This window comes from Pseudogemmobacter sonorensis (genome assembly GCF_042762395.1).
Classification (GTDB): Bacteria; Pseudomonadota; Alphaproteobacteria; order Rhodobacterales; family Rhodobacteraceae; genus Pseudogemmobacter; species Pseudogemmobacter sonorensis.
Genome location: NZ_JBEFZE010000014.1, coordinates 65,720 through 88,660 on the forward strand (window position 1 = coordinate 65,720; position 22,941 = coordinate 88,660).

Annotated in this window: 21 protein-coding genes, 1 other RNA gene and 1 pseudogene; 10 read left to right on the forward strand and 13 right to left on the reverse strand. The window is 68.7% G+C overall.

Annotated elements, in window-relative coordinates:
• Positions 1-123: 123 nt before the first annotated feature.
• The 4 genes from ABNX41_RS11945 to ABNX41_RS11960 all read left to right on the forward strand — a co-directional run bounded on the left by ABNX41_RS11945 (position 124) and on the right by ABNX41_RS11960 (position 4,381).
• On the forward strand, positions 124-909 hold the full coding sequence (locus tag ABNX41_RS11945; RefSeq protein WP_438669956.1) for an alpha/beta fold hydrolase: 786 nt from the start codon (positions 124-126) through the stop codon (positions 907-909).
• On the forward strand, positions 902-1,600 hold the full coding sequence (locus ABNX41_RS11950; RefSeq protein ID WP_438669957.1) for an alpha/beta fold hydrolase: 699 nt from the start codon (positions 902-904) through the stop codon (positions 1,598-1,600). The genes ABNX41_RS11945 and ABNX41_RS11950 overlap by 8 nt, the downstream gene beginning before the upstream one ends.
• 166 nt (positions 1,601-1,766) lie before the next feature.
• Complete coding sequence (locus tag ABNX41_RS11955) at positions 1,767-3,695, forward strand: acyl-CoA synthetase (protein ID WP_438669958.1); 1,929 nt, start codon at positions 1,767-1,769, stop codon at positions 3,693-3,695.
• Positions 3,696-3,820: 125 nt separating this feature from the next.
• Complete coding sequence (locus ABNX41_RS11960; protein WP_438669959.1) at positions 3,821-4,381, forward strand: hypothetical protein; 561 nt, start codon at positions 3,821-3,823, stop codon at positions 4,379-4,381.
• A gap of 10 nt (positions 4,382-4,391) precedes the next feature.
• On the opposite strand, the gene dtd is transcribed toward ABNX41_RS11960, so the two are convergent.
• The 9 genes from dtd to ABNX41_RS12005 all read right to left on the reverse strand — a co-directional run bounded on the left by dtd (position 4,392) and on the right by ABNX41_RS12005 (position 14,034).
• Positions 4,392-4,835: a D-aminoacyl-tRNA deacylase gene (dtd, locus tag ABNX41_RS11965; protein ID WP_438669960.1), complete on the reverse strand. Its 444-nt coding sequence runs from the start codon at positions 4,833-4,835 to the stop codon at positions 4,392-4,394.
• Positions 4,832-5,770, reverse strand: a complete 939-nt coding sequence (locus ABNX41_RS11970) for a carbohydrate kinase family protein (RefSeq protein WP_438669961.1) — start codon at positions 5,768-5,770, stop codon at positions 4,832-4,834. The genes dtd and ABNX41_RS11970 overlap by 4 nt, the downstream gene beginning before the upstream one ends.
• Positions 5,771-5,785: 15 nt before the next feature.
• Positions 5,786-6,763 carry a phosphoribosylaminoimidazolesuccinocarboxamide synthase gene (locus tag ABNX41_RS11975; protein ID WP_438669962.1) on the reverse strand — a complete coding sequence of 326 codons (978 nt, stop codon included), beginning with the start codon at positions 6,761-6,763 and terminating at the stop codon, positions 5,786-5,788.
• A gap of 85 nt (positions 6,764-6,848) precedes the next feature.
• Positions 6,849-7,934 (reverse strand): TFIIB-type zinc ribbon-containing protein, encoded by a 1,086-nt coding sequence (locus tag ABNX41_RS11980; RefSeq protein WP_438669963.1) that lies wholly within the window; start codon positions 7,932-7,934, stop codon positions 6,849-6,851.
• A gap of 120 nt (positions 7,935-8,054) precedes the next feature.
• Positions 8,055-9,167 carry an SPFH domain-containing protein gene (locus ABNX41_RS11985; protein ID WP_438669964.1) on the reverse strand — a complete coding sequence of 371 codons (1,113 nt, stop codon included), beginning with the start codon at positions 9,165-9,167 and terminating at the stop codon, positions 8,055-8,057.
• 57 nt (positions 9,168-9,224) lie between these two features.
• The gene (locus tag ABNX41_RS11990) at positions 9,225-10,178 is read right to left on the reverse strand and encodes a DUF2927 domain-containing protein (RefSeq protein WP_438669979.1); all 954 of its coding nucleotides are present in this window, start codon (positions 10,176-10,178) and stop codon (positions 9,225-9,227) included.
• Positions 10,178-11,356, reverse strand: coding sequence for a toxic anion resistance protein (locus ABNX41_RS11995; protein WP_438669965.1), 1,179 nt, complete (start codon positions 11,354-11,356; stop codon positions 10,178-10,180). Before ABNX41_RS11995 ends, ABNX41_RS11990 begins: the two co-directional genes overlap by 1 nt.
• A gap of 41 nt (positions 11,357-11,397) precedes the next feature.
• Positions 11,398-12,294: a 5-bromo-4-chloroindolyl phosphate hydrolysis family protein gene (locus ABNX41_RS12000; protein WP_438669966.1), complete on the reverse strand. Its 897-nt coding sequence runs from the start codon at positions 12,292-12,294 to the stop codon at positions 11,398-11,400.
• Positions 12,295-12,504: 210 nt separating this feature from the next.
• Positions 12,505-14,034 (reverse strand): pseudouridine synthase, encoded by a 1,530-nt coding sequence (locus ABNX41_RS12005; protein WP_438669967.1) that lies wholly within the window; start codon positions 14,032-14,034, stop codon positions 12,505-12,507.
• 87 nt (positions 14,035-14,121) lie between these two features.
• On the opposite strand from ABNX41_RS12005, the gene ABNX41_RS12010 reads away from it, so the two are divergent.
• The gene (locus ABNX41_RS12010; RefSeq protein WP_438669968.1) at positions 14,122-14,571 is read left to right on the forward strand and encodes a nucleoside deaminase; all 450 of its coding nucleotides are present in this window, start codon (positions 14,122-14,124) and stop codon (positions 14,569-14,571) included.
• 55 nt (positions 14,572-14,626) lie between these two features.
• On the opposite strand, the gene ABNX41_RS12015 is transcribed toward ABNX41_RS12010, so the two are convergent.
• Entirely contained in the window at positions 14,627-15,160 is a 534-nt protein-coding gene (locus ABNX41_RS12015; protein WP_438669969.1) for a MarR family winged helix-turn-helix transcriptional regulator, read from the reverse strand.
• A 215-nt stretch (positions 15,161-15,375) separates the two neighbouring features.
• Between ABNX41_RS12015 and gatC the strand changes: the two genes are divergently transcribed.
• From gatC to rnpB, 5 genes are all read left to right on the forward strand, one after another.
• Positions 15,376-15,663: an Asp-tRNA(Asn)/Glu-tRNA(Gln) amidotransferase subunit GatC gene (gene gatC, locus ABNX41_RS12020; protein ID WP_438669970.1), complete on the forward strand. Its 288-nt coding sequence runs from the start codon at positions 15,376-15,378 to the stop codon at positions 15,661-15,663.
• A complete protein-coding gene (gatA, locus tag ABNX41_RS12025; protein WP_438669971.1) occupies positions 15,660-17,144 on the forward strand; it encodes an Asp-tRNA(Asn)/Glu-tRNA(Gln) amidotransferase subunit GatA in 1,485 nt (494 codons plus the stop codon). Before gatC ends, gatA begins: the two co-directional genes overlap by 4 nt.
• A 135-nt stretch (positions 17,145-17,279) precedes the next feature.
• Positions 17,280-18,011, forward strand: a complete 732-nt coding sequence (locus ABNX41_RS12030; RefSeq protein ID WP_438669972.1) for a hypothetical protein — start codon at positions 17,280-17,282, stop codon at positions 18,009-18,011.
• The gene (locus tag ABNX41_RS12035) at positions 18,008-18,703 is read left to right on the forward strand and encodes an N-acetylmuramoyl-L-alanine amidase (RefSeq protein WP_438669973.1); all 696 of its coding nucleotides are present in this window, start codon (positions 18,008-18,010) and stop codon (positions 18,701-18,703) included. The genes ABNX41_RS12030 and ABNX41_RS12035 overlap by 4 nt, the downstream gene beginning before the upstream one ends.
• 12 nt (positions 18,704-18,715) lie before the next feature.
• Positions 18,716-19,113, forward strand: an RNA gene (rnpB, locus tag ABNX41_RS12040) — RNase P RNA component class A.
• Between the two features lie 258 nt (positions 19,114-19,371).
• On the opposite strand, the gene ABNX41_RS12045 is transcribed toward rnpB, so the two are convergent.
• The 3 genes and pseudogenes from ABNX41_RS12045 to ABNX41_RS12055 all read right to left on the reverse strand — a co-directional run.
• Positions 19,372-20,292, reverse strand: coding sequence for a methyl-accepting chemotaxis protein (locus tag ABNX41_RS12045; RefSeq protein WP_438669974.1), 921 nt, complete (start codon positions 20,290-20,292; stop codon positions 19,372-19,374).
• Positions 20,289-20,885, reverse strand: a complete 597-nt coding sequence (locus tag ABNX41_RS12050) for a CheB methylesterase domain-containing protein (RefSeq protein WP_438669975.1) — start codon at positions 20,883-20,885, stop codon at positions 20,289-20,291. The genes ABNX41_RS12045 and ABNX41_RS12050 overlap by 4 nt, the downstream gene beginning before the upstream one ends.
• A 680-nt stretch (positions 20,886-21,565) precedes the next feature.
• A pseudogene (locus tag ABNX41_RS12055) lies at positions 21,566-22,319 on the reverse strand (IS5 family transposase); the annotation flags it as partial.
• Positions 22,320-22,941 lie beyond the last annotated feature (622 nt).

Sequence of the window (22,941 nt, forward strand, 5' to 3'; positions counted from 1 at the left end):
CGCCTGTGGCGCGATTTCCCGGATATCGGGCCCCGACCATTGAGCGTCCCCCGACCTGAGCCTCCGGCCGGACCCCGCAGCCGGGGCCTTGACGCGGGCGGTCGGTCGGGGCGAAATCGGCGGATGGCTCCGATCTTCCTTCCCGACCTGCGGCTGAATGCCGAACTCTCCGGCCCCGCGAAGGGGCCGGGGCTGGTGCTGATCCATGCGCTCGGCCTCAACCTGCGGCTCTGGGACGAGGTGGCGGCGCTGCTGCCGCGCCACCGCATCCTGCGGTTCGACCTGCGCGGCCATGGCGAAAGCGGCGTGCCGCCGGGGCCTTACGCGATGGGGCAGCTCGTGCGCGATGCCGAAAGGCTGATCGAACATGCCGGGCTGCGCGAGACGGTCGTCCTGGGCCTGTCCATCGGCGGGCTGGTGGCGCAGGGTCTGGCGGTCAAGCGGCTGGATCTGGTGCGTGGCGTCGTGCTGTCGAACACGGCGGCGCGGATCGGCACCGCCGCGCAATGGCAGGCGCGGATCGACAGCGTGCGCGAAAGTGGCCTGGCCGCGATCCACGACGCCAATATGGAGCGCTGGCTGGGCCGGAACTGGCGGCTCAACCCCGCGTTGCCGGGCCTGTCGCGGGCCTTCCTCGCCACCGATGCCCAGGGCTGGGCGGGCGCCGCCGCCGCCATCGCCGGGACGGATTTCTACGAGACCACCGCAAGCCTGCGCCTGCCCGCGCTGTTCATCGCGGGTGGCAACGACGGCTCCACCCCCGCCGATCTGGTGCGCGAGACCGCCAGGCTGATCCCCGGCCACGATTTCCGCCTGATCCGAGGCGCGGGCCATATCCCCATGGCCGAGAAACCCGCCGAATATGCCGCGATCCTCGACGCTTTCCTGACGGGGATCGGGCATGGCTGATATCCTGCTGATCCATGGATCGGGCCATGGCGCCTGGTGCTGGCACCGGGTGATCCCGGCGCTGAGGGCGCTTGGCCATGACGCCCGCGCCATCGACCTGCCCGGGCGGGGCGGGGCCGCGACCAGCCTGGCCGATCAGGCCGGGGCGATCCTTGCGGCGCTGCCCGGCCCGGCGGTGGTGCTGGGCCATTCCGCCGCGGGCCTGCCGATCACCGCCGCCGCCGAGATCGACCCCGCCCGCATCCGCGCGCTGGTCTATCTTTGCGCCTATGCGCCGCGCGACGGCAGTTCGGTCGGCAGCCTGCGCCGCGAACAGCGCCTGCAACCCCTGCCGCCCGCGATCCGCGTCGACCGCGCCACGGCTAGCTACGGCTTCGATCCGGCGCAGATCCGCGAGCTGTTCTATCACGATTGCCCGCCCGAGGATCTGGAACTGGCCGCCCGCCACCTCTGCGCCGAGCCGATCGCGCCGCAGGAAACCGCGCTGGCGCTGACCCCGCGCTCGCAGGACCTGCCGCGCTTCTACCTGCGCTGCACCGATGACCGCGCGATCCCGCCCGAGGATCAGGCCCGCATGGCCCTGACCGTGCCGCAGGCGAACCGGTTCGAGCTGCCCTGCGGCCATTCGCCGTTTTTCGCCGCGCCCGCGCTGCTGGCTGCCCGGCTGGACGAAATCGCGGCCCGGCTCTGACGATCCCGACTTTGACGTTGCGTTTCCGGCGGTGGAAAACGGTTGGAAATGCCGCGCCCCGGCCCCAGAATTGCCCTGACGCATCCCGGGGGGCTTCGGGCGCATCCCGGAGGGCCCGGATGCATCCCGGAGGGGAAGGGATGCCTGCGCGAAGGGGAGGAAGAACATGGCAGTGACGACAGCGGATGCGGGGGGCGCCCCCCGCCGGGTTTTCGCGACGAAAGACGATCTGAGGGCCATCGAGGCCGAAGCGCGCTGGCAGGATCGCGACACCGCCCGCACGATGTATGATTTCCTGACCCGCGCGCAGACCGCCCATGGCACGCGCCCGGCGATCAGCTACCAGCTTTTCTCGGATCCCGACGCGGCGAAGGTCACGCTCAGTTGGAACCAGTTCCACGCCCAGGTCACCCAGGCCGCGAACCTGTTCCGCGCGCTTGGCGTCGGGCCTTCGGATGTGGTCGCCTATGTGCTGCCCAACACGCTAGAGACGGCGGTGACGCTGGTCGCGGGTTCGGTCGCGGGGATCGTCAATCCGATCAACCCCCTGCTGGAGCCCGAGCAGATCTCGTCCATCCTGCGCGAGACCGGGGCGAAGGTCGTGGTCACCCTGCGCGCCTTTCCCAAGACCGACATCGCCCAGAAGGTGGCCGAGGCGGTGCGCCACGCCCCCACGGTCAAGGCGGTGGTCGAGGTGGATCTGCTGAACTACCTGACCGGGGTGAAGCGGCTGATCGTGCCGCTGCTGCGCCCGAAGAACCCGATCGCGCATCATGCCGACGTGCTGTCCTTCCGCCAGGCCATCGCGGCGCATCCCGCCGGGGCCCTGACCTTCGACGATCCGCCCGCGGACCGCGTCGCGGCCTATTTCCACACCGGCGGCACCACCGGCATGCCCAAGGTCGCGCAGCACAAGGTCTCGGGCATGGTCTACAACGGCTGGCTGGGGGCGAGCCTGCTGTTTCGCGAAACCGATGTGATCATGTGCCCGCTGCCGCTGTTCCATGTCTTCGCGGCCTATCCGATCTTCATGTCCACCATCGCCTCGGGGGCGCATGTGGTCTTGCCGACGCCGGCCGGATACCGGGGCGAAGGGGTGTTCGACAATCTGTGGAAACTGGTCGAACGCTACCGCGCCACCTATCTGGTCACCGTGCCGACCGCGCTGGCCGCGCTGATGCAGCGGCCGGTGAATGCCGATATCTCGACCCTGCGCAACGGTTTTTCCGGCTCGGCCCCGCTGCCGGTGGAGCTTTACAACCGCTTCAAGGCCGCGACCGGGGTCGAGATATGCGAGGGCTACGGCCTGACCGAGGCCACCTGCCTGGTCGCCGTGAACCCGCCCGAGGGCCGTAAGAAGATCGGCTCGGTCGGGCTGCCCTTCCCCTATACCCATGTCAGGATCCTCAACCGCGACGGCAATGGCGGCTTCACCGAGGCCGCCACTGACGAGGTGGGCGAGATCTGCGTCGCCAATCCCGGCGTCTATGAGGGCTCGACCTATACCGAGGTCGACAAGAACCGCGATCTCTTCGCCGAAGGCCGCTTCCTGCGCACCGGGGATCTGGGGCGGATCGACGCCGACGGCTATCTGTGGATCACCGGGCGGGCCAAGGATCTGATCATCCGGGGCGGCCACAACATCGACCCGGCCGTGATCGAAGAGGCGCTGAACGGCCATCCGGCGGTGGCGGTGGTCGGCGCGATCGGCCAGCCGGACGCCCATGCCGGCGAATTGCCCTGCGTCTATGTCGAGCTGGTGGCGGGCGCGACCGTCACCGCGGACGAGCTTTCCGCCTATTGCGAAGGCCATATCTCGGAGCGCGCGGCTCAGCCCAAACATGTCGAGATCCTGACCGAACTGCCCAAAACCGCCGTGGGCAAGGTGTTCAAGCCCGACCTGCGGCGGCTGGCGATCGCCCGGGTCTATGACAAGGCCTTGGCCGAGGCCGGGCTTGCGCTGCATGTCGAAAGCGTGGTCGAGGACAAGAAGCGCGGGCTGGTGGCGCGGATCGCCCCGGCCGGTTCGGCGCCGCAAGAGGCGGTGCAGGCGGTTCTGGGCGGCTTCACCGGCCCCTGGGAATGGGCGGACTGAGGGCGCGCGGCCGGGCCGGGGCGCCCCTCTCTTCGGCCGGATGACCGGAATTTTCATTTGCCTGATCGCGGCTTCCGCCCCAAAGTGAAGGGCGACGGAAAAGGCGCGGCAGAGGGGCGCGGCAGATGATTTCTCAATGGATTTTCCCGCAGACGGTTCTTCGGCGGCTTTGTGCGGGCGCCCTTGCGGCGGCGGCCTTTGCCCTGCCCGCGCTGGCCTGGCAATCCGAGGTCGTGTTCAGCTCCAAGCAATGGCAGGTCGAGATCGTCGCCTGGGATGATGGCGGCCTGGGCTGCCAGGCCAAGGTCGACAATGGCGCGAGCAGCTTCTCGCTCTGGACCTTCCAGGACGGCTCGGTCCAGCTTCAGTTCCATTCGCCGCAATGGGATTTCGGCGACAGCGGAAGCTCGGACCTGCAATTGCAGATCGACAGGAAACCGATCTGGAACCTGACCAATGCCGAACTGTATCGCAATTCGGTGCTGTTCACCCTGCCCGACAGCGACGATGGCGGGCGGTTCATCCTTGAGGTGGCGCAGGGCAACCGCCTGTTCCTGCGCAATTCCAGCGGCGGTGCGGTGCAGGATTACTCGCTGGCGGGTTCGCGCGCCTCGATCGAGGCGCTGCTGGAGTGCGGCGATGTGATCACGCAGCAAAGCACGAAGGCCTCCAACCCGTTCAACTGAGTGGGGGCGGTCACGACGTCGCGGTGTCGATCCAGATCGTGACCGGCCCGTCGTTGGTCAGGCCGACCTTCATGTCGGCGCCGAAGATGCCGGTCTCGACCGGCACGCCTTCGGCGGCCAGGGCGGCGGCGAAATGTTCGTAAAGCCTTTTGCCGGTCTCGGGCGCGGCGGCGGTGGAAAAGCCGGGCCTGTTGCCGCGCAGGTCGGCGGCAAGGGTGAACTGGCTGACCACCAGCGCCGCGCCGCCGATGTCGCGGACGGACAGGTTCATCCGGTCCCCGGCGTCGCGGAAGATGCGCAGTTTCGCGATCTTGGCGGCCAGCCGCGCGGCGGTGGCCTCGTCATCGCCCTGCATGGCGCAGACCAGCACCAGAAGCCCGCGCCCGCAGCGGCCGACGACCCGTCCCGAGACGGCGACTTCGGCGTCACAGACTCGCTGGACGACCGCCCTCACAGCTCATGCGCCCAGGGCGGGTCGGCGCCGGGGCGCGAGACGGTGACGGCGGCGGCCCGCACACCCAGGGCCAGGCAGCGGTCCAGCAATTCGGGCGGGGGATCGCGCAGGAGAGGTTTTCTCAGCGCGCCCTCGCGGCACAGCGCGGCCAGGACGCCCGCGTTGAAGGTGTCGCCCGCGCCCACGGTATCGGCGATGCGGGTCGGGTGGGCCTCGATCCGCCGCGCATGGTGCCGGGTGATCGCGGTGGCGCCGCGCGCGCCTTCGGTGACGAGGACCAGCGCGGGCCCGCGCGCCAGGATCGCGCGCCCCAGATCCACGGGGGCGCCGGGGCCTTCGAGCCAGGCCAGATCCTCATCCGACAGTTTCACGATATCGGCGCCCGCGATCATGCGGGCGATCCGGGCGCGGTAGCGGGCCTCTTCGGCGCCGATGAAGCCGGGGCGGATATTGGGATCGACCATCACCACGCGCCGGTCGGATTCGTGCAGGAAAAGCGCCTTGAAGGTTTCGGCCCCCGGCGCGCCGACCAGCGAGATGCCACCGAAAAACAGCGCATCGGTTCCGCCGGACGGATCGGCGGGCGGCAGATCGGGCAGGTCGGCGGCGGCAAGCATGCGCCCGGCGCTGCCCTCGTCGTAGAAGGCATAGCGGGGCTGGCCGTCCCGAAGTTCCACGAAGGCAAGCGTCGTCGGGCGCGAGGAGCGCGCAAGATAGCGCGTCTCGACCCCCGAGGCGGCCAGCCGTTCCGCCAGGATCTCTCCCATCAGATCGGTCGAGACACCGGCGAACAGCCCGACCGGCAGGCCAAGGCGGCCAAGCGCGACGGCGGTGTTGAAGACCGCGCCGCCGGGCAGGGGGGCGAAGCACCGCTCTCCGGCGTCAGAGACCCGGGGCAGCATGTCGATCAGCGCCTCGCCCGCGCAAAGGATCATCGGCCGACCCCAGCCTCAGGCGAAATAGGGCGCCAGATTGGCGCGGATCCGCGCCAGCGGCGTCTCGCCCGTCATGTCGGGGACGAAACGCTGGCCGGTGATCGTCTCGAAGGCGTCGATATAGACCGCCGAGGTGCGGGCGATCATCTCGGCCGGGATCTCGGGCACCTCATCCTTGTAGGGATCGCAGCGCGCCACCACCCAGGAGCGGATCACGTCCTTGTCGAAACTGGGCGGGCGGGCGCCGGTCTCAAGCGCCTCCTGATAGCCCTCGGCGATCCAGTAGCGGCTGGAATCGGGGGTGTGGATCTCATCGGCGAGCAGGATGTTCCCCGCCGTATCCAGCCCGAATTCGTATTTGGTGTCGACCAGGATCAGCCCGCGTCCGGCGGCCTTCTTCTGGCCGAAGTCGAACAGCGCCAGCGCCTTTTCCGACACCTCCTGCCATTGCGCCCGGGTCAGAAGGCCCCGCGCGATGATCTCGGCCTCGGTCAGCGGCTCGTCATGGCCGCCGTCGAAGGCTTTCGAGGTGGGGGTGATGATGGCTTGCGGCAGCGCCTCGTTGTCGCGCAGCCCCTCGGGCAGGCGGTGGCCGTAGATCTCGCGCTCGCCCGCCTTGTAGCGCGGCAGGATCGAGGTCGAGGTGGTGCCGGCGAGATAGCCGCGCACCACCACCTCGACCGGCAGGATCCGCAGGCGCCGCCCGATCACCACATTGGGGTCGGGATAGGCGGTGACATGGTTGGGGCAGATCGCGGCGGTCTGGTCGAACCACCAGCGCGCGGTCTGGGTCAGCACCTGGCCCTTCCACGGGATCGCCGCCAGGATGCGGTCGAAGGCCGAGATCCGGTCGGAGGAGATCAGGATCCGCCGCCCCTCGGGCCAGTCCGCCGAGGGCGGCAGGTCGTAACAGTCGCGGACCTTGCCGAAATAGGGATCGGGCAGTTCGGGGATGCGGGCATGGGGCAGGCTGCGGGTCAGGTCGATGGGCATGGGGGCCTCGGGTCTGGAATGGGGGATGTTCTGGGCGCGGCGGGGGGCGGTGTCAACCGGGTCGCCCGGGGCGTTTGCGCCCGGATCAGTCGATCCAGTAGTCCAGGCCGTCCACATCGTCGAAGGCCCCGCCCTCATTGGCGATGTAGAGCCCGCCCGCCACCAGGATCGCCACGCCGATCGCGGCGAAGGTGATCTTCCAGACCGACCAGGGCCGCTCGCCCCGGACCTCGCCGGTCTGGGCATTGACCAGGAAGCGATAGCTTTTGCCGCCATAGCGATAGGCCGCCATCCAGACCGGCAGCAGGATATGCTTGAAGGTCTCGTCCGAATAATCGGTGTCGATCGAGGCGATGCGTTGCTCGTCGCCGCCGATGTCGCGGCGCACGTCCTGGGCGATCACCGCCGCCATTTCCTGTCTGGCCTGGGCATTGCCGTCCGCAAGGCCCACCGTATAGCCCTCGGCGGTGAAACCGGCGAGGTAATCGGCGGAATAGGGCTCCAGCCGCGACAGGTCCCATTTCGTCAGCGCCCGACCAAGCCGCTGCGGCAGGCTGAGCGAGGCAAGGATCAGCACATCGTCGAAGCCGCGCGCGACCCGCCCCCGGACCGAGGTCCAGCGGATCTTGCGCTCCTGCCGGGTCTGCTGCTTGCCGTTCACCGTGACCGTGCGGGTGACGTAATAGGCATCGCCCCGCTGCCCGCTATAGGCCGAGCGGGTCTCGGCGTCGAAGGTCCAGAACGGCACATAGACCCCGGTCATCGCCCGGTTCTTGCGGGTGTATTCCAGCAGTTTCGAGGGCGCGAACCACAGCGAGCCCAGCCATTTCGTCAGCGCTTCGCGCGCCTGTTTCTCGCTATAGGCGAAGGGCACCAGCGCCTGGGGCTTGATCTGCCGCGTGGCGCCGGTGTCGGTGACCACGGGCGTCGCGCAGAACGGGCATTCGGTGGCATGGCGCGCGCCCTCCAGCTCGATCAGCGCGCCGCAGCCGGTGCAGCGGGTGGTGCGGACGACCTCCATCGCCTCGCCCGGAAGGTCGTCGCGCAGCCCCTGGGCCAGGTCATGCTCGCGCAGAGCGGCCTGGCGATGCTCGGAATCGGCCGCGCTGATGGTCTGGACATGGCCGCAATGGGCGCAGACCAGTTCGGTCTGGCCCGGCAGAAAGCGCATCTGCGCACCACATTGCGCGCAGGGCCAGCGATTTACCTTCTTGGCGCACATCTTGCGGGGCGGGCTCGGATCAGGTGGCTGGGAGGGGGGCTTGAATGGGGGCGGGCGCCCCCCTGCATCTCAGGGCGCGGGCGGAGGCGGGGGGACCTGAAGGAAGATCCTGGAAAGCGCGGTCTCGGCCGCGGGCTTCCAGCCCTCCATCCCCGCCGACCACACCAGGCTGGCGCGCGTCAGCGCCCCCGAAAGCGCCATTGCTGCCAGTTCGCTTTCCGAGAACGGGCCGCGGGTGGCGCCGTTCTCGGCCAGATGCCATTGCACCCCGGCGGGCGGCGGCGGCGGCGGAGCCTGCGGCGCGGCGGCGGCGGGCATCGTGCCCCAGGGGCCGGCGTTTTGGGCCCCCAAGTTCTGGGCCATCCCCATCCCCATCGCCATCCCCGCGCCGGTCGCCATGGCCGAACCCGCGCCGCTGGCCGGGTTCCCCATCGCCTCGGCGGCGTTGAACTGCATGTATTTCTGCAGATCGCCCACCACCCCCATCGAGGTGCGCTTGTCGAGCGCCTTTTCCACCTCTTCGGGCAGGCTGATGTTCTCGATGTAGAATTCCGGGATCGACAGCCCATATTCGGCGACCTTGGGCGCGATGGCGCCCGCGATCACCTTCCCCAGGTCCTGGGTGTTCGCCGCCATGTCCAGAACCGGGATCCCGGATCCGGCCAGCGCCTGGCTGGCGGCCTGGACGATCATGTTGCGGATCTGGTTCGACACGCCGTCGGTGGTGAATTCGCCATTGGTGCCGACGATCTCGGTCATGAACAGGCCCGGCTCGGTCACCCGCATCACATAGCTGCCGAAGGCGCGGATCCTGACCGGCCCGAATTCCGGGTCGCGGGCCATGATCGGGTTGCGGGTGCCCCATTTCTGGTCGGTGAAGCGGGTGGTGTCGACGAAATAGACCTCGGACTGGAAGGGCGACTGAAAGCCGTGGTCCCAATGCTGAAGCGTGGTCATGATCGGCATGTTGTTGGTCTCGAGCATGTAGAGACCGGGGCCGAACACATCCGCCAACTGCCCCTCATGGACGAAGACGGCGGCCTGGCCTTCGCGCACGGTCAGTTTCGCACCGTATTTGATCGCCTGGCCCCGGCGCTCGAAGCGCCAGACCATCGTGTCGTGCGAATCATCGAGCCAGGAGATGACGTCGATGAATTCACCTTTGAGGAAATCGAAGACCATGGCGGCTCTCCTGGTAATGGCTTGGCCGCGCGCCCGCTTGTAGGGCGCGCGGCAGGGTCATGTATCGCCGCCCAGAAGGCGGCGGGCAAGGGATTCCACGATGGGCCGGGCCTCGGCCTCGGCCATGCCGGGGCGCAGCGACGGATCGTAGAGCATTTTCAGCATCATCTCGTCCATCGGCGTCAGCAGCGCGAATTCCTCGTCATCGTTGAAGATCGAGGGCCGGGCGCGCGGATAGTCGTTCGGCAGGCCCAGCCCCTGGGCGATTTCCTCATGGAAACAGGACTGGCGCAGAAGGTCGGGATGTTCGGCGCGGACCACAGCGACCGCGCGCGCATAGACCCCGCTGCTGCCCTTCGACAGCGCATAGACCAGGCAATAGGTGGTGCGCGGCATGGCGGTGACGTCGTGGATGTCCTTGGCGCTCAGCCCCGGCATGTCGGCGCGCAACTGCGGCGCCAGCGCCTCGCGCTCATCCTCGGATACGATGTAGAGCGAGAAGTTCCCGCCGCTTTCCACCACGCTCATCGGATGGCCGGTGACGCCGGAAAGCCGTGCCAGATAGGACGAGATCCTTGCCCGGTCGGTGGCGCGGCGGGCCTCGGGGACCGAGGCGCCGAAATGGATCTGCATCCGCACCGGCGCCACCCATTTGCGCAGGATCGAGGGCGTCTCGCCCCGGGTGAAGGCGCCCGCGCTGCGGGAATATTCGTCGTAAAGCGCGATGCGGATGAAATTCTCGGTCAGTTGGCGCTGGCCGAAGGGGGCGTCGCGGGCGCCGGTGTCGGTGCGCAAAAGCCCCTGCGACAGCAGCACCCGCTGCACCTCGGCGAAATAGAGCCGGGCGGCGGCGCTCTTGGCGGTTTCGGGCGCGGTTTCGGGCGAGGGGGCGGGACGGACCGGCGCGGGCTGCGGCCGGGGCGAGGTGGCGGGCTCGACCACGCAGGCCGAAAGCCCCGCCGCCACGAGGGCGGCGGGGAGAAGGCGGTTCAGGCGCTGTGCCCGGGGGATCATGCCTGCGGCTGGACCGAGCCGAGTTCGCGCGCCTTGGCGGCGGCGAGCGTGTCGCGCAATTCGGTCTCCATCTTCTTGAGCTCCTCCTCGGCGGCGGCGCGGCGGGCCTTGCCCTCGTCGGCGATGGCGAGGCTTTCGTTGATGGTGGCGATCAGCGTGGCATTGGCCTGTTTCACCGTCTCGATGTCGAAGACGCCGCGCTCCATCTCCTGGCGGACGGTGCGGTTGGCCTCCTGCAGGTTCTTCGCGTTCGAGGACAGCAACTCGTTCGTCAGGTCATTGGCGGCGCGGATCGATTCGGCGGCCTCTTTCGATCGCTGGATGGTGACGGCCTGGGCAAGCTGGGTCTCCCACAGCGGCACGGTGTTCACCAGGGTCGAGTTGATCTTGGTCACCAGGCTCTTGTCGTTTTCCTGCACCAGCCGGATCGAGGGCAGCGACTGCATGGTGACCTGGCGGGTCAGCTTCAGGTCATGGACACGGCGTTCCAGATCGTCGCGCGCGGCGCGCAGGTCGCGCAATTCCTGCGCCTTGATCACCTGGTCGTTTTCCGGCGCGGCCTGGACCTCGGCCTCCTTGGCGGGGATGGTGACGGTGTCGGCCTCTTTCAGCTTTTCCTCGCCCGCGACGATGTAAAGCGCCAGTTCGTCGTAGAAATCCAGCGTCTTGGCATAAAGCACGTCAAGCGATTTGATGTCCTTCAGCAGCTTGGTCTCATGGCCCAGAAGCTCTTTGGTGACCACGTCGATCTGGCTCTGGACGGTTTCGTATTTCGCCACGAAATTGGCGAAGGGCGCGGCCTTGCCGGTCAGCTTCTCCCACCACGAGCGTTCGCGGCGCAGGTCCAGCTCGTCGGTGGAAAAGCCGCGGATCGAGGTGACCATCTTGCGCAGGCTGTCCCCTGCCGGGCCTACGTCCTTGTTCTTGACGTCCTGCAGCATCTCCTGGCTGATGACCTGCAATTCGGCCTGGGCCGAGGAACCGAAGGAGATGATCGACTGGGTATTGCCGAGGTCAAGCTCGGTCATGCGCTTTTCGATCTGGGCGGCCTTGCCGGGATCGGCGGCCTCAAGCGGCACCAGTTCGGTGCCCGGCTCGGGCAGCAGGACGGCCGAGACCTTCTCGACCTCGCTCAGCAGGGCTTCGGCTTCTTCGCGGATGGTTTCACTGGTCATATGCGGATCTCACGCTTTGCGATGGGGCAGGGTTTCGGCGGTCACGAAGGCGCGCCGGACTTCGGGGTTTCGTATTTCAGCCGGTCGCGCAGCACGCCGATCTCGATGTCGAGATCGGTGCGCCCGCCTTCCAGAAGCCGTTTCGTGCGGTCGGCGAAGGTGGTTTCCAGGTCCGAGAGCAGGCTTTCATATTCCGCGCGGGCCTGGGCGTCGCGGTTCTGCGCCCAGAGATCGGCGAATTTCACCGTCGCGTCGCGCGCGCCCTCAAGATAGACCGACAGATAGCGCCGCGCCGCCGTCAGGTCGCCCGGATCGGATTCGACCTGGCGGAACAGCGCCCGGGCCGAGGCGGCGAAACGCTCCACCCTCTGTTCCAGCCCGCGATCCCTGGCGCGCAGGATCGCATCCTTCATCTGGGCCAGCGTGGCCTCGGCCTCGGCCACGGCGCGGGCGACGCGATCGGTCTGGAAGCGGTCCACCCCCTCCATCCCCTTGTCGCGCATCGGGTCGAGCCCGAAGGCCCCCAGATGCAGCGCCGCCCCGGCCAGGGCGTAGAACAGCGGATAAAGCGACAGCCCATGCGCGATCACGCCGCCGGTGAACAGCGCAAGCCCGGTGACCGCGGCGCCCAGAAGGATGCGGGGCAGGGCGGGGCGGCGGGCGATCCTGCGCGCCTCCCAGGCGGTGCGGGCGGTCAGCCCCTCGCGCGTCAGCCAGGCCGACAGGATCAGAAGCCCGCCCGCGATCAGCCCCAGGAGCATGGCGCCGGGGGCGTCGCCGAAGGCCGGGAACAGGAAGGCGAAGGCCGACAGGAACAAAAGCGTCGTGCGCCAGCGCCCGCGCGGCCTGGGACTGCCCGCGGGCGGCGGGGCGAGCGGGCTCTTGTCCGAGGGGCTGCCCTGTGGGCTGTAGCGGCCGGAAAAACGCTGGGCCGCCATTACACCCCTCCCGAACCGGCAACATAAAGGACAAGGGCGACCAGAAGGAAGATCGAGAGCGTTCGCAGGCCTGTTTCGGACATTCGGAATTTCCGGGCTATGTCGGCGCGGTCTGCGCCGTCGTCGCGGCGATCCTAGCGGATGGCGTTGCGCCGCACCAGCGCGCAGAGGCCGCGCGCGGGGGGAATGCGCGGGATTGTTCCCCCCTTTTCAGCCCCTCGGGCGGCCCCCGCCGGGTTTCGGGCCGGGTTTCGGGCCCGGTCCTGGGCGCGTGGTGGCGGGGCCACGGCCTTTCGGCGCGACTCCCGCCTTGCGCGGGGTCGTTGCCGAGGCCGGGGCCTTGCCGCCCGTCCCGGATCTTTCGACCGTCCCGGATCTTGCGCCGGAGACGGGTTTCGCGCCCGGGCCGGATCGCTCGCCGACGGGCTTGCCGGTCCTGGGGGCGGCCGCGGCGGGTTTGCCGCCAGTCCGGTCGCCGGTCCGGTCGGGGGCCTCCTTCCGTGCGGCTGCGGTTTTCGGTTCGGCCTTCGGGCTGGCCGCGCCCTTGCGCGTGGTGCCCGCGACCCTCGATCCGGCGGGTTTGGCCGCAGGTCTGGTGCCGGTTTTGGCGGCGGGCTTGGCCTTTCCGGGCCGGGCGGCGGGTTCCGGTCCGTCCTGGGGCGAAAGGCGCGGGGTCACGGCGGTTTTCCAGGCGGCGGACAGGCTGCGCAGCCCCTCGCCGGGTTTCAGGGGGCGGGGCAGCGCGGGCGTTCTGGTGGCTGTGGCCTTGCCGGTCGCGGCGGCGGCCTTTCCCGGCCCGCCCGCGCGCGCTTTCCCCCCGTCCGGCTTGCTGCCGCCCGGCTGAACCTGGCTCGGCTGGCGCCTGTCCGATCCGCTCCCGGGTTTCGCCGTGGGTTTGGCGCCGGGCTTCGCGCCCCTCCCGACGGGCGCCCGCCCCGGGCGTCTGGCGGTCTCGGTCGTGGGGGCCGCCTCGCGCGGATCCTCGCCCAACTGGTCGCGCAGGACGCGGGGGCGGACCTCCTCGACCTGGCCCGGCTGCAATTCGCCCAGCCGGAACGGCCCGTATGAGACCCGGATCAGCCGGTTCACATAAAGCCCGACCGCGTTCATCGCGCGGCGGATCTCGCGGTTGCGGCCCTCGCGCAGGCCGACGGTCAGCCAGGCATTCGCGCCCTGCTGGCGGTCGAGCGTGACCTGCATCGGCTGGAAATGTTCGCCCTCGACGGTGATGCCGTCGCGCAGGGGCTGAAGCTTCACGTCGTCGGGCGCGCCGTTCACGCGCACGCGGTATTTGCGCAGCCAGCCGGTCGAGGGCAGTTCCAGCCTGCGCTTGAGCGCGCCATCGTTGGTCAGAAGCAGCAGCCCCTCGGAATTGAGGTCCAGCCGCCCGACCGACATCACGCGCGGCATGTCTTCGGGCAGATGATCGAAAACGGTGTCGCGGCCCTTCTCGTCCGAGGCCGAGGTCACCAGCCCCTCGGGCTTGTAGTAAAGCCACAGCCGCGCGGGCGCCTCGTCGGGCAGCGCCTTGCCGGAAACCGTGATGCGGTCGGCTCCGGTCACGTTCAGCGCCGGGCTGTCGATCACGCGGCCGTTCACGGTGACCTCGCCCGCCTCGATCAGCCGCTCGGCCTCGCGCCGCGAGGCGACGCCGCGCCGCGACAGCACCTTGGCGATCCGCTCGCCGGCGGGCGCGGTTTTGGCGGGGGTCGGGCCGGCGGGGGTTGATTTGTCGGCCATCACGGGAAACCTTTGCGCGAGGTGGGAAATCGTCCGGGCGGTCTGCGCCCGGGCCCCAAGCGTATTTCAGTCGAGAGGAAGGGGCAATTGCCGTTCAGATCCTTCATGGAGGCCGCGCTGGAAGAGGCGCGCGCCGCGGGCCTGCGCGGCGAGGTTCCGGTGGGCGCCGTGGTGGTCTCGCCCGATGGCGAGGTGGTGGCCCGCGCCGGGAACCGCACCCGTGAGCTGTGCGATCCCACCGCGCATGCCGAGGTGCTGGCGATCCGCGCGGCCTGTCTAGCCGCGGGGGTCGAGCGGCTGCCCGGCCACGACCTGCATGTCACGCTGGAGCCCTGCCCGATGTGCGCGGCGGCGATCTCGGCGGCGCGGATCCGGCGGCTTTACTATGGCGCGGCGGATCCGAAATCGGGCGGCGTGGCGGTGGGGGCGCGGGTGTTTTCGCATCCGCAGTGCCATCACGCGCCCGAGGTCTATGACGGGATCGGGGCAGGAGCGGCGGAGGTCCTGTTGCGCGACTTCTTCGCGGCGCGGCGCTGAGAGTTTCCCGCTCCCGTGCGCCTTCTCCGGGGTTCGCCTGTGGCCCGATCCGCGTTCAGGCCGGGGCGGCGGGTGTCGGCCAACGGCCGTTCGTGGCCTCTTGCGGCCGGGGAAGCGGTTGCGGCGCGGCCTCGCGGTGAAACAGGCTCAGCCGCCCGAGAAGGTCGAGAAGCTGGCCGCGTTCCTCTGCGCCCAGGGGGGCGAAGAATTCCACGTCGCATTCAAGCCCCAGCCCGGCGACCCGGTCCGAGATCCGCTGGCCCGCCTCGGTCAGGGTAAGCAGATGGGTCCGCCGGTCCCCCGGGATCGAGATGCGCGAAACGAAGCCGCGGTCGACCAGCTTTTCCACCAGCCGCGAACTCGCGCCCCGGGTGGTGGCCATCGCGAGCGCGAGCTGGCTGGGATGCAGCCGCTGCACCTCGGCGATCAGACGAAGCGCCGCCCATTCCGGCGGCGTAAGGCCCGCCGACTGCATCCGGCGCGTGACGAACTGGTTGAATTGGTTCGCCACGACGCGAAACTTGAAGCCGAGATGCTCCTCGGTCGAGGAGGAGGGGCCGGGGATCGGAAACTCGATGTCCTGCTTCAACCTGACGACACCCTTTACGGCTCGGCCCGGATACGGATCGGGTCCGAGGTTAAGCCGGAACGCTGCCCGGGGGCAATGCGTTTTCTGCCGCGCCGTCCTGCGGTCTTCCGTCGCCTTTCCCGGGGCCCGGCGGCGTCGCTTACCTTGCGCGGCGCGGGTCGCGGGGCTAAACGGGGCGCGCAAGCACCAAGGACCGACCAGGGGGAAGCCCACCCATGTCCATCGACACAGAAACGGCGCGGAAGGTGGCGAAGCTCGCCCGCATCCGCGTCGAGGAAGCGGCGCTGCCCGATCTGGCGCGCGAATTGTCCGGCATCCTGACCTTCATGGAGCAGTTGGGCGAGGTGGATGTGACCGGGGTCGAGCCGATGGTCTCGGTCACGCCGATGCGGCTCAAGCGGCGCGCCGATGTGGTGACCGACGGCGATCTCCAGGCCCAGGTGCTGAAGAATGCCCCCGAAGCCCGCGAGGGCTTCTTCGCCGTGCCGAAGGTGGTGGAATGAGCGCGAATACCTGGACCATCGAGACCGCGCGCGCAGCGCTGCGCAAGGGCGAAATCTCGGCCCTGGACCTGACCATGTCCTGCCTGACCGCGATCGACGCGGGCGACGCCCTGGGCGCCTTCGTCCACAAGACGCCCGAGATCGCGCTGGACCAGGCCCGGGCGGCGGATCGGCGGATCGAGGCGGGGGATGCGCCGTCTTTATGCGGCATACCGTTGGGGATAAAGGATCTTTTCTGCACCAAGGGCGTGCCGACCCAGGCGGCTTCGGCCATCCTGCACGGGTTCCGGCCGGAATACGAATCCACCGTCACGGCGAGGCTTTTCGAGGCGGGCGCGGTGATGCTGGGCAAGCTGAACATGGACGAATTCGCCATGGGCAGCAGCAACGAGACCTCGACCTACGGCAATGCGGTGAACCCGTGGCGGGCCGAAGGCTCGGAGGTGGCGCTGACGCCGGGGGGGTCCTCGGGCGGCTCGGCGGCGGCGGTGGCGGCGGATCTGTGCCTTGCCGCGACCGGAACCGACACCGGCGGCTCGATCCGCCAGCCCGCCGCCTTCACCGGCATCGTCGGCATCAAGCCGACCTATGGCCGGGTCTCGCGCTGGGGCATCGTCGCCTTCGCCTCCTCGCTCGACCAGGCCGGGCCGATGACCAAGACCGTGCGCGATGCCGCGATCTTCCTGCAGGCCATGGCCGGGCACGACCCGAAGGATTCGACCAGCGCCGACATTGCCGTGCCGGATTTCGAGGCGGCATTGACCGGCGACATCCGCGGCAAGGTGATCGGCATCCCGAAGGAATACCGCCTGGACGGCATCCCGGCCGAGATCGACGCGCTCTGGCAACGGGGCATCGAGATGCTGCGCGATGCGGGGGCCGAGATTCGCGACATCAGCCTGCCGCATACGAAATATGCGCTGCCCGCCTATTATGTCATCGCCCCGGCCGAGGCCTCGTCCAATCTCGCGCGCTACGACGGGGTGCGCTACGGCCACCGCGCGAAGCTCGCGGCCGGGGACGGCATCACCGAGATGTATGAAAAGACCCGTGCCGAAGGCTTCGGCGCCGAGGTGCAGCGCCGGGTGATGATCGGGACCTATGTGCTCTCGGCCGGGTTCTACGACGCCTATTACAACCGCGCCCGCAAGGTCCGCGCCCTGATCAAGCGCGATTTCGAGACCGTCTTCGCCGAGGGGGTCGATGCGATCCTGACCCCGGCCACGCCGTCTTCGGCCTTCGGCCTGGGGGCGATGGCCTCGGCCGATCCGGTGGAGATGTATCTCAACGACGTGTTCACGGTGACGGTGAACCTGGCCGGGCTGCCCGGGATCTCGGTCCCGGTCGGGCTGGATGCCAAGGGGCTGCCGCTTGGCCTGCAACTGATCGGGCGGCCCTGGGACGAGGCCGGGCTTCTCAATCACGCCCATGTGCTGGAGCGCGCGGCGGGATTTGTGGCCAAACCGTCGAAATGGTGGTAAGGCTGCCGGAAAAATGCGCCCGGCCCCTGCGCTCCGGCCTAAAGCAATGATCGACGTCGGGCTTCGGTCGTCGCGCCCCGGGTCGACCATTCCCCGGGGGCGAGGCATCCGGCGCGTGTATTTCGTGAGGCAGTGATGAAGACCCGCATATTTCCCGCGCTGATCGTCCCGGTGGTGCTGCTGGCCTGCGCCCCCAGGGTGCCCGATTCCGGGGCGGGAGTCGGCTTCCAGGATTACAATTCCTACATCCGCGGCGCCCAGACCACGGCCGTGGCGCCCGCGACGGTCTCCACCCCCGCGCCGGTCGCGGCCCCGGGCGGGTTCGACGTGGCGGCGGTCTCGGCCGCGCTGGACGGCAACACCGGATCCGGCGCCACCTCTGTCCCTGGGCCGCTGCCGCCCGTCAGTTCCGACAACCGCCCGCGCGGCAATGCCCCGGCCGGGATCCAGGAACAGACGGGCGAGCTGGTCCATTCCAACCCGCGCATCTCGGACGAAAACGATTTCGACGCCGTCGCGTCGCGCGAGTCGATCGAAAGCGACGCCGACCGCATCGCCCGCAACCGCAGCCAATATGTGGTGGTCCAGCCCAGGGACCTGCCGCAGCGCCCCGGCGACACCGGCCCGAATATCGTGGCCTTCGCGCTGGCGACCACCCATGACCCCGGCACGCAGATGTATTCGCGCTCCGGCCTCGGGCGGAAGGATCCCAATGTGGCCTGCGCGAAATATGCCTCGCCCGATCTGGCGCAGCAGGATTTCATGGCGCGCGGCGGGCCTGAGCGGGACCGGCAGGGCCTTGACCCCGATGGCGACGGCTTTGCCTGCGGCTGGGATCCGCGCCCCTTCCGCGCCGCCTTGCAGTGAGCTTTCCCTCGCCGAATTTCGGCGCGCGGCGCGGGGGCGTGCGGCCCTCGCTGGTGGTTCTGCACTACACGGCCATGGCAAGCTGCGCCGCCGCCCGCGCCCGGCTTTGCGATGCCCAGGCCGAGGTTTCAGCGCATTGGCTGATCTCTGAAACCGGCGAGGCCGAGGCGCTGGTCCCCGAAGAGGCCCGGGCCTGGCATGCGGGCGCGGGCCATTGGCGCGGGCTGACCGATGTGAACAGCCATTCCATCGGGATCGAGCTTGCCAATCGCGGCGACCATCCCTTTCCCGAGCCGCAGATGCGCGCGCTGGAGGATCTGCTGCGCGGGGTGATGCGGCGCTGGTCGATCCCTCGGCACGGGGTGATCGCGCATTCCGACATCGCGCCCCTGCGCAAATCCGACCCGGGCGCGCGGTTCGACTGGCGGCGGCTGGCGCTTGGCGGGCTGTCGATCTGGCCGGAGATCGGCGAGCCCCGGACGGTCGGGGCGCCCCGCCTGGTCGATCCCGCCCGGTTCCGCGCGCTTGCGACCCTTGTGGGCTATGATCCCGACCTGCCGGAAGAGGCTCTGCTGCGCGCCTTCCGCCTGCGCTTTCGCCCCTGGGCCGAGGGGCCCTGCTCGGCGGCCGACCTGGGCCGGATGGCCGAGGTCGCGCGATTGTCCGTTGACGGCGCCGGTGCGGGGGCCTAAGCGGCGGGTCGCGCGGATGGCTGGATGACCGCGGGGGGCCCCGGGCCCCGCGAGGAAAGTCCGGACTCCATGAAGCAAGGGCGCCGGGTAATGCCCGGCCGGGGCAACCCGAGGGAAAGCGCCACAGAGAAAAGACAGCCATGCGTCCGCATGGTGATGGTGAAACGGTGGGGTAAGAGCCCACCGCGGGACTGGCAACAGGACCGGCAAGGCAAGCCCCGCCCGGAGCAATGCCGAATAGGGGCCTCGCGCGGGTCCGGTCCCGCAAGGGAGACCGCCGCAGGGATGCTTCAGCCCGAGAGGCCCGGGTTGGCAGCTTGATCCCGTCCGCAAGGGCGGGGCGAGAGGAATGGTCATCCAGGGGGCATCTCGCCCCCGGACAGAATCCGGCTTACAGGCCATCCGCGCGCCTCCCGATCCTTGGCCCCATCGCGACGGATCGCGGGGCAATGTCCGGTCTTGTCTATGCGTCCGGGCTTTGCCGGATGGCTCGGCTTCGGGTTGCGGCCTTCGCCGGGCGGTGCGGGCTTGCGATTGCGGCCCGGGCGGATGGCCCCCGCGGGGCTCTCCTGCATGGATGTCAGTTCAGCCCGTGCCGCTCCGCCCCGTTCGCGATCTGCTGCGTTTGCGCAACCATCCCCATGCTCACGGAGCCCTCCAGCGCCGGATCACCGGCCAGGCCCGAGAACCGCTGGACAAGGCCGATCAGGTCCCGGGCTTCGGCGGTGAGGGAACTGGTGGTGGTATTGGTAATGGCGGCGTTCTGTTGGGTCATCACGTCGAGATAGCGGATCGCGGTGTTGGTTTCCGGGGTCGACAGCGCCCGGGCCTCGCGCCGAGGCGGCCGATTCGATCACCGTCATGTTGATCTCGCCGGAACCCTCGACGATTTTGCCCAGGGCGACATGGGGGGCGCCGACCAGGTTCACGGCCTGGGCGGTCTGTTCGCCGCTGCGGTTGATCAGGCCCTGGATCGTGCGCACGGCCTCGGCCGACCGCTTGGCCGGGGCGCGCACCTCGGAGGCCACGACGGCAAAGCCGCGCCCCGCCTCTGCGTCGCGCACGACCTCGCCCCCGGCGTTCAGGGCCAGAAGGTTGGTCTGGAATGCGATGTCGTCGATCACTCCGATGATGCGGCTGATCTGGGTCGAGGATTGGCCGATCCGTTTCATCGCCTCAACGGCCTCGACCACGACCGAGGCACCCTTGTCGGCGATGGCGTGATTGTCGCGGCTGGCGGCTTCGGCGGCGCGCGCGCCCTCTGCGGTGGAGCGCGCGCTTTCCGTCAACTGGTTCTGCGCGGCGGCGGATTGCTCCAGCGTGGCGGCCTGGGTTTCGGCGCGCGCGGAGACGTCGCGGGCGGCGGCGGTGATCTCTCCGGCGGTGTGGCGGGTGTCCTGGGGTCGGCCCTCGGCCCCGGACAACAGGAAATGGTTCATCCTCCCGACACACCCGCCGCCCAGACCCCCGGCCGGATCGTAGATGCAGACCGAGACGCAAGAGCCGAGAATGGTGGTCAGCACTGTGCCGGGCCGGTCCGAGATCGCGCATTTGCCCTGGACGACATGGATGGTGGTCGCGGCGGTCATGGCGGGCCCCGCCTTGCGGGGGTGACGCCCGCATCCGTCCCGGCCAGCAGCGCGCGCCCGATCCGATCCACGGGCAGGACCTCGACCGCCGCGCCGCGCTCGACCACGGCGGGCGGCATCCCCCAGGTGACGGAATTGGCCTGGTCCTGGGCGATGGCATGGGCGCCCGCGGCACGTAGGGCGGCAAGGCCCTCGGCCCCGTTCACCCCCATCCCGGTCAGAAGCGCCGCGCGGATCGTGATCCGCCCGGCGACGGCGGCGCCATGCTGGAACAGGATGTCGGCCGAGGGACGATGGCCCGAAACCGGATCGCCTGGCAGCAGGCGGGCGCGCAGTCCGCCGACCCCGTGAGACAGCGCAAGGTGATGCGCGCCGTCCCGCGCGATCAGGATCGTGCCACGTTGCAGGGCCTGGCCGTCCCGCGCGGCCTCGACCCGGGGGGCCAGGTCCTGATGGAAGCGCCGGATCATGCTTTCGGCAAAACCGTCCCGGATGTGCTGGACGATCATCGTCGGCGGACAATCGGGTGGGAAGACCGCCAGCACGGTCTCCAGCGCGGCGATGCCGCCGGTCGAGGCGCCGAGAAGGATCAATCCGGCCCCGCCGGATTCGCCGGGCCGCGAAGGCGCCGACCGAAGGTTTCGGCCAGGCGGCTCGGGCCTCCGCCCTTCTGCGGGCGATGCTTCCAGGAGGGGCGGCCCGGGGGGGGGGCGTTTTTTCTCATTCCCGATCCACCGGGATCGGCAGCGCCCTGGCCTCGCGCCGTCGGCGGCGCGGACCACAGCGACATCCCGGCCACAAGCGCAAGGACGAGCGGGGCCGGATCCTGTCCCCGGCCGGTTTGCGCGGCCAGGTAGCGAATCACCGGAAGATTGAGCCGGACCGCGCCGTAGACCATGATTTCGGTCTTGCCGAGCGCCTGGCGGAAGGCCTGGAGTTCATGCAGTTTCGCCGCGATGGCGATCCGGCTGGGCGGATCGGCTGTGGCGGGCGCGCTGGTCGGGCCGACGGCGGCCTGCCGGGCAGGGTCGTGAAGCGTCCGCGCCTCGCCCAGGGGCGCGACGCCCAGGACGCGCGCCCCGCCCAAGGTCGCGCGTTTCCGCATCAGCAGATCGCGGCGCGTTCTGTCTGGATCGGCGATCAGCGGCACGGAGAGGGACAATGGCGGGTTCCTTCGATTCCGGGGATCAGTCTGCCGGAAATCTATTAACAAAACCTCTTTGCCGCAGGGGGCTCGGGGCAGGGGGCTAGGCTCCAGGGTCATTAACCATCGAAGCCGGAAGAGGACGGTTGCGGCGAGTGCTATGGCTGAGAGGAAGACGATGGGACATCTGTCGCAGCGTGTGGCCACGCGCCTCCAATCCTTGAGCCTTCCGGACATGATCTCGATGCGGTTTCGACGTTTGTAGCGGCGTTTGTCGTATCGAACTGTCTTCTTGCGGGTTTTCCGGCCCGGGATGCAGGCGTTTATGCCCTTGTCTTTCAACGCATCTCTGAACCGATCGGCATCGTAGCCCCGATCCGCCAGCATCCACTCTGCCTTTGGAAAGCTGCGCAGCAAAGCGGCGGCTCCGCTGTAGTCGCTGACTTGCCCGGCTGTGACAAACAGGCTGATCGGGCGGCCCTGGGCATCGGCAACGGCGTGAAGCTTGGTGTTCATACCGCCTTTCGTGCGGCCGATCAGCCGGCCACGTCCCCCGTTTTCACCCGCAGGCTGGAGGCCGTCCGGTGCGCTTTCAGATAGGTCGCATCGATCATGATGGTCTTTTCGTCGGCAGCCTCGGACGCCAGGCCGTGCATCATTCGGGTGAACACCTCCATCTGGCTCCAGCGCTTACATCGATTGTAGAGCGTCTTGGGCGGGCCATACTCGCGAGGGGCATCGCACCAGCGCAACCCATTGCGATTGATGAAGATTATGCTGCTCAGAACGCGACGATCATCGACGCGTGGACGGCCATGGCTCTTGGGAAGAATGGCTTAAGCCGCGCCATCTGTGCGTCTGCCAGCCAGAATAGATTGCTCATCAGAAGGGCCTCATGAACCCCTCTGAACCACGTCACAAAACTACAATCAATGGGCCCTGAACCTAAGGGTCGAGGCTGTGTGAATACTCGGATCTTGAGAATCTTCTTTAACTGTTTCTGTGGGTGTGAAGCACGCGCCCAGTGCCACCCACAATCATCTTGCCAATGATCGTGCGCGTTCGCAACAAGCAGCGAAAGAACCATCCTGCTCTGTCCGTCTTCCATGGATTCCTGCCGCCAAGCCGGAGGACACGCCATGAACGGATCATCGACATCACCCCGAGCGGCTCACGCTTCTTTTTGTGGTCGATATCAGGATCGCCACAAGCAGGGATCGGAAGGTCGGGCGGCCAAGCTAACTCGCGTCTTCGCTGTCGCTCAATGCGATGCGGACAAGAGTCTTGACGGTCTCACCCGAACCCCCGTCCCCTCGGGGGACATCTCTCCGCCGCAGCGGAACTCTCAGCCTATGTCAGTCGGCATCCATGCGGATGTCAGAGTGAATAGCACCGAGTTTCTTAGACGCCTTCGCGTCTCATCATCTGCTGCCGTTCGAACTCGGCGGGTGACAGCATCCCATTTCTCGCATGCTTGCGCTTCGGGTTATAGCACATCTCGATAT